Source organism: Dolichospermum sp. LEGE 00240, from assembly GCF_015207875.1.
In the GTDB taxonomy this organism is placed as follows: Bacteria; Cyanobacteriota; Cyanobacteriia; order Cyanobacteriales; family Nostocaceae; genus Dolichospermum; species Dolichospermum gracile.
Genome location: NZ_JADEVZ010000133.1, coordinates 1 through 6664, shown reverse-complemented (window position 1 = coordinate 6664; position 6664 = coordinate 1). Strand labels below are relative to the sequence as shown.

The following is a 6664-nucleotide window of genomic DNA, read 5'->3' as shown; positions in this document are numbered from 1 at the left end:
GGGTTGTGGAACGTACTTTTGGCTGGCTGATGGGTTGTCGTCGGTTAGTCAGAGACTACGAGTTATTACCTGAAACCTCTGAGACTTTTATCTATCTAGCTATGATCCGTATCATGCTCAGGCGATTAGCATAAATTTTGACTCCTCAAAACTTTTCAAACATCCTCTAAGGCAAATCAGGATTTATAAATATAGTTTACTGATGCTGTGGCACTGGTGTAAAACCGTGCAGGTTGCCCCATATATCTCTTTACAAAAAGAAACCCGCGCTTTTACTACTCAGAAACTTCTAAATTTTGCAACCAAATAACCAAATTATCTAAACTTGCAAAATCTAAAAACACCTCAGTTAAAGCTTCCAATTGTTCCAGAGATAATTTCTCAATCTGCATTTTTAGCTGACTAGGAACTTCCCCAAATCTTTTAGATAACAACCGTAGGATCAGATTTACTTCTCCCTCCTGTTTACCCTGCTGCATACCTTGTTGCATACCTTGTTGCATACCTTGTTGCATACCTTGTTGCATACCTAATTCGGTAGCTTCTTCTCTGAGTTCTTCATACAAGCGAGTTTGCTGAAAACTTATTCCTAACATTGCTTCTATCTCCACACGACTTAAATGAGTAAACCGATAAGAAATAATCGTGGTAATTATTTCCATTATGCCACGTCTAGCTGTTGGTTCTTGTAACTCCTGCTGACAACGATTGAGTAAATATCGCGCTGCTGCTGGGGCTTTGTTTTGTTTTAGAGTTGTCAATACCAACAAACTGACATCAAGGGGTAATTGCTCAAATTCTCCCAACTCATCCAAATATACTCGATGAACTTGTTCTGAACTCAAAAGTGCGCGATAGGGGTGAATATCCCCTTGTTCCGTACTACGAGTTGGATAAATTAACACCGCTTGCCAATCTTGAAAACGTTCCCTATTTCTGTAAAAATAGAGAAATAACTCCCCAAATAACCGCTCATACAATCGTTCATCTTTTTGAAATTGTACCTCACAGAAATAAACAACTCCTGGCAGTTCCGTTTCTGGTGGTAGAAACACCCCGTCAATTTCAAACTTTGGTTCTTTCACCGCTACCGAATCGAAGCGATAATTAGCCGCATTGGCGGGAGGATTTGGCAATAATTCAAACAGTATGGTTGGATATGTTTGAAATAAATAATAGAAAATAGAGTCACGTCGCATATTACAATTGTAATCAATCCTACCCAAAATAAATTCTTCTCTGGATGGTTGTCCTTAAAGAATCAAAATCAAGATTTATTGGATTTGAGAATAAACAGGATTTATTGTGAGTAAATTATTCTTTCATCCTGTTCATCCATTAATCTTAAAAATCCTGATTCTGACAGTTTTCAGACTATTACTTCCCAAACACAGTAGTTAGAGAACGAGCAATATTTTTCGGTTGCATTGCATCCATTGCTGCTGTCGGTTCATAACCACAATGAACCATACAATCAGCACATTTAGGATTACCACTAGCGCCACCGTATTGACTCCAATCAGTCTTATCTAACAACTCCTGAAAGGTTGCATAGTAACCTTCATTCAATAGATAACAAGGTTTTTGCCAACCTAATACACTATAACTAGGACTACCCCAAGGGGTGCATTCATAGTCTTTTTCACCAATGAGAAAATCTAAGAATAAAGGGTTGTGATTAAAGTTCCAGTTTTTCTTACCAGATGTGTAAGGTGAGAGAATTTCTCTAAATAAAGCGCGGGTTTGTTCTTTTTGCAGAAAATGATCTTGATCCGGGGCCCATTCGTAACTGTAACCAGGAGAAATCATCATCCCGTCAGTACCCAAGGTTTCCAGAAAATCAAAAAATTCCTGCATTTCTTGGATATCGCAACCTGCAAAAATGGTCGTGTTAGTAGCGACACGAAAACCTTTAGCTTTAGCGGCGCGAATTGCTTGGACAGCAGTATCGAAAACGCCTTTTCTATCTACACATTTATCATGCCATTCTCGCATTCCATCTAAATGGACGCTAAAAGTTAGATAGGGAGAAGGTTTAAATTTATCGAGACTCTTTTCTAGTAATAAACCATTAGTACACAAGTAAATATATTTCTTGCGTTTAATTAAACCCTCAACAATTTCACCTATTTGTGGGTGTAGGAGGGGTTCTCCACCGGGAATAGAAACAACCGGTGCGCCGCATTCTTCCACAGCCGCAAAACACTGTTCTGGAGTGAGATTTTGCTTGAGGACTTCCACTGGATGCTGGATTTTACCGCAACCTGTACAAGCTAAATTACACCGAAACAGGGGTTCTAACATCAATACGAGGGGAAAGCGTTTTCGCCCTAATAAGCGTTGTGTAACTAAATATTTACCTATATCTACTGCTTGTTGTAAATTAATTGCCATGAAACTAACACTCCTCAATTTGGTCATTGGTCATTGGTCATTGGTCATTAATTTCTGTAACCTGTCCCCGTGGCGTAGCACCTGTCACCTGTAACCTGTCACCTATAACCTGTAACCTGTAACCTGTAACCTATAACCTGTCACCTGTCACCTGTCACCTGTCACCTATAACCTGTCACCTATTCACATAACCATACACGAACCAATCTACAGCATCCTTGAGGGCTATATTCAGGGGTGACTGAGGTAAGCCTAATTCGCGGATAGCCTTAGAAGCATCATAATACATTGGTTGCTGTGCCATGCGGACTCCATCTATGGGAACTGTGGGAGTTTTTCCTAATGGTGCGAGGATTTTTTCTTCTACCCAGGCGACTGTGAGGGGTATCCAAGCTGGGATGGATGTTTGTGGCGCTGGTAAATTGGTGATTTGGGAGAGTTGTTCGAGGAGTTGTTTAAGGCTAAGATTTTGATTACCAAGAATATAGCGATCGCCTGATTTGCCTTTTTCTAAAGCTAATAAATGTCCTTTGGCTACATCGCGGACATCAATGAAATTCAACCCCGTATCTACATAAGCGGGCATTTCTCTGCGCAAAAACCGCAGAATAATCTCCCCTGTAGGCGTAGGTTTAATATCTAAGGGTCCAATGGGACTGCTAGGATTAACGATCACAATATCTTGACCCTGACTCACCGCAGATACTGCCACTTGTTCCGCTAGGAATTTAGATTTTTTATAATCTCCCACTAATTTTTCTAAGGGACTTTGGTAAGTTTCATCTACAACTTGTCCTAACTTACCCACACCAATAGCGGCAACTGAACTAGTATAAACTGTGCGTTCAATTCCCGCTTTTTGGGCTGCGGCTAAAATATTGCGCGTTCCTTCCACATTGTTAAGATAAAGCAAGTCTCGGTCTTTTTGCCACAGGGAATAATGGGCGGCGACATGAAACAGATATTCACAACCCTGCATTTGTTCCCAGATATTCGGGTTATTCAAATCACCTTTGACAATATCTACCGCCAACCCCTGTAAATTCTGTAGGTTACTGCTAGAACGAACTAAAGCTGTAACTTGGTATTTTGACTGCAATAGCGATCGCACCACATGAGAACCAATGAACCCTGTACCACCAGTTACAAATACTCGCATTCCATCACCCCAAATTTTCTGACTATTTCATTATTGTCAGAATCAGGATTTACAGGATTAAAGGATTTACAGGATGTAGCAAAGGCGTTGCTGATTAAGGGTATGAATTTTAGTCTCACCCAAAGGCGAGGCAGCGCGGTCTTGGGGGTTTCCCCCATGAGCGACTGCCGTAGCAAAGACACACTGAGGTTTGAGTTCTAAAGGTTCAATTTGGGAATTTCATACCTCAATTCAGCAAAGCTAAAACCTTGCACTTTTTTTGAGATAAAAATCTATAAAACCCACATTCCGCACCCCCCAGTGTCACAATCGGTAATTATGGCTAACGCCACGCTCCGCTATCGGATTTTTGAATACCTTTGATGATAATTTTGATACAAAATCGTCGAAATCTTAGGTGGCGAACTGCTTGCAGCAGCGCTTCGCTATCGCCGATCTCAAATCCCCAAACGACCATTTTTCGTTGTGTGACAGTTTAGGGTGCGGAAGGTCGGATAAAACGCTTATTAATAACCGGTTCTAACTTTATTCACCAAACCCTACTACCGCAGGGCAAAAGTCAAAATTCAAAAGTCCAAACGAAGACAGTATAGGCTTTTTAACCATTTAGAATGGTTGGTTTATTTATGCCGTATTGTCCTATAGGACTCCTATTTGATTTTTGATAGCTTACGTGGTGTAGCCATACAAAATTCGGTACACCTTCATATTCTGAAATCCTCTTGCCTCTTGCATGATTGCCTTCCTACGCAGGAAAATTCACAGAATCAAACCGGAGTCCTCTAGTTAAATTATTGATCATGGTGCGTTAAGCTGTCGCTAACACACCCTACTGTAGAGTGCCAAAATCAAATTTTCGATGATTATGGCGTTTCTGGAAATGTTTGCACCTTGCTATCAGGACTAAGGATAACTCGGATTCTCAAGTTTTGCCCAAATTTATTACTAGAAACAAAGGGTTTGCCAATTTCGGGAATACCACTACTATCAATGTATTCTCTAGCGACTTGATTTAATGGTAAAATTCTTTCGATTTTGCCGTCAATACCCAATGTTAAACTATATTCTAGAGTTTGAGAAAGTCCGGTTGGTGGTTGCCAACGTTTGTTGAGGTATTCTCTCGCTTCTGCTATTTGAGGTGTATCAAATAACGTTTTATTATCAGTAGATGAGGGATCCGATGTGGGTTTGGTTGCGGTTCTTAATCTGCTTGCTAAACTATCTTGATTTTCTGTTGGAGATGCCTGTTGTGGAGTAGTATTTCCAGCAACACTGGGCGATAATTCCCCAGCAGCAGGGGTGGGAATTAGGTTAGGAATATTACTTAAATTGTTGTTGGGGATGGTGGCAATAGATGGAGATGGTGGAATAATATCCGATGGTACATTCTTGGTTTTGGTGGGATTTATTTCTTTTTTATTGAGAACAGTTGAAGCATTTGGGATGGCTTTTGTTACTTTTGTGATGTTGGAATTGGGGATGATGCCCGGTAAGGGATAGGTTAATGGCGGTTGAGATGTTTTTGATGGTGCGGCTGGGATGGTTGCATTAGGAAAGGAAAGGGGTGGTGCGGGGGTACTCAGGTTAGGAAGTGGTGGTGTTAGTTGGGGTTGAGAGGTGATTAACGGCAGGGACGGTGTTGGTATAGGATCTTGTCGAGTAGGTTCTATAGCGACTGGTTCGGGAGACTGGGGGATGTTTTTGGCGACTTTCTGACGATTTTTCTGAATGTTATTGGCATATTGCCAGGTAAATGGTGTTAAACCGGCTGCTAATACTAAGACTGCGGCAATAGGGGCCCATTGAGGTAAACTCGGTTTAATAATTTGATGGCTGGTAGTTGGTAAGACGACCATATCAGATGAGTATTCGTCTAAAGCTGTTGCTAAATCAAATAGTTGTAGTAAAGTCAGTTCAATTACTTGTCCAGATGTTTGGTTGACAAGATCACCAAAAAAGAGTTGATGAGTTAAATTATGACTGGGTTCTAAATATATTTTTGTTTGGGGAGTTTGGGTAGGAGGGACAGATGGGGGAATGTCTGTTGATTCTGGTTCTGATATTGTGTGGGGATGATCATTGCCTAACAAGGTAATACTAAAATCTTCCACAGATTGTTGCAGAAGTTGTTGAACGTAGGTGGTAACGATATCACATAAGATTTCTAGTTGTCGGCGATCGCCCTCAATGAGGATTTTATCTGCTTCGGGTAGTCGAGGATCATCAAATCGCAAGCTAAAACTGAGATCACTAATCACAGTTTTGTCTGTCCACCTTGACAAAGGGGAGCTTTGCGCTGATATTTCTAATGTACAAGTCGGGGGGGTGTAGCGACGAATTACAGAATTTGATGGAGACATAACAACAATTGCCAAGAAAAAAAATAGTTATTTTGGATTTTAGATGGGGAATGAAAATCAAAAATCCCAAATTATTTTGTGGAAAGGTCTATGAGTGCTAACCACAACCGCCGATGTCCACCAGATGCACTATAAAAGAGTAAATTTATTAACAGTTTGAGGGCGAGGTTGGTAAGCAAATCTGTTGAAGTTGCTTCTTCCTCTTCCATCCGGTCTTGGTAGGTATTACAAAAAGCGTCTATATAGTCTCCTAATAGGGCGGCTTGGTGAGGTTTTTGCTTATTTGCTGTCAATTGTTCTAATAAACCTATAGCCCGACGAATTAATTCTTGGTGTTGTTTGGCGAGATGGCAGATAATGAGAACTAGCGATCGCGCTTCTTCCACATCTAACTTTTTCCGTCCCCCTTGACTTTTGCGGAGGGGATTGGATTGCCGCAATCGCCACAATGCCACCCGATCTGGTACTTTGGATTCTAAGTTCAGACTAACTGCGGCTGACAGCATGGCTTCTGAACCAATACCAGTTAAGGTTTCTAGGGCTAATAGCACTAAATCTAACTGAGTTTTAATATTTTCCCATTGAGTTGTATTTGGGACTGGGATTTGGTTTAAATCCTCCCAAGGTGATTTTGGTATAGTCGGATTAGCGGTTGAGTGCATAACTTTTAGCATAAATGATCAGGCTTAAAAAATCTGTGACTGTTACCTATTTGGAAACGAGATTGGGGACTGGGGACTGGGGATTGGGG

At 41.0% G+C, this 6664-nt stretch carries 6 protein-coding genes; 1 reads left to right on the top strand and 5 read right to left on the bottom strand.

What is annotated here, in order from left to right; translation table 11 throughout:
• The coding region (locus tag IQ226_RS24140) for a transposase (RefSeq protein WP_193897896.1) at positions 1-134 on the top strand (134 nt) is incomplete at its 5' end.
• Positions 135-275: 141 nt separating this feature from the next.
• On the opposite strand, the gene IQ226_RS24135 is transcribed toward IQ226_RS24140, so the two are convergent.
• The 5 genes from IQ226_RS24135 to IQ226_RS24115 all read right to left on the bottom strand — a co-directional run bounded on the left by IQ226_RS24135 (position 276) and on the right by IQ226_RS24115 (position 6587).
• Positions 276-1199, bottom strand: a complete 924-nt coding sequence (locus tag IQ226_RS24135) for an Rpn family recombination-promoting nuclease/putative transposase (RefSeq protein WP_193899617.1) — start codon at positions 1197-1199, stop codon at positions 276-278.
• 178 nt (positions 1200-1377) lie between these two features.
• Positions 1378-2394 carry an adenosyl-hopene transferase HpnH gene (hpnH, locus tag IQ226_RS24130; RefSeq protein WP_193899615.1) on the bottom strand — a complete coding sequence of 339 codons (1017 nt, stop codon included), beginning with the start codon at positions 2392-2394 and terminating at the stop codon, positions 1378-1380.
• A gap of 175 nt (positions 2395-2569) precedes the next feature.
• A complete protein-coding gene (gene hpnA, locus IQ226_RS24125; protein WP_193899613.1) occupies positions 2570-3553 on the bottom strand; it encodes a hopanoid-associated sugar epimerase in 984 nt (327 codons plus the stop codon).
• A gap of 863 nt (positions 3554-4416) precedes the next feature.
• Positions 4417-5913: a DUF4335 domain-containing protein gene (locus tag IQ226_RS24120; RefSeq protein ID WP_193899611.1), complete on the bottom strand. Its 1497-nt coding sequence runs from the start codon at positions 5911-5913 to the stop codon at positions 4417-4419.
• 71 nt (positions 5914-5984) lie between these two features.
• Positions 5985-6587, bottom strand: coding sequence for a DUF3038 domain-containing protein (locus IQ226_RS24115; protein WP_193899609.1), 603 nt, complete (start codon positions 6585-6587; stop codon positions 5985-5987).
• Positions 6588-6664 lie beyond the last annotated feature (77 nt).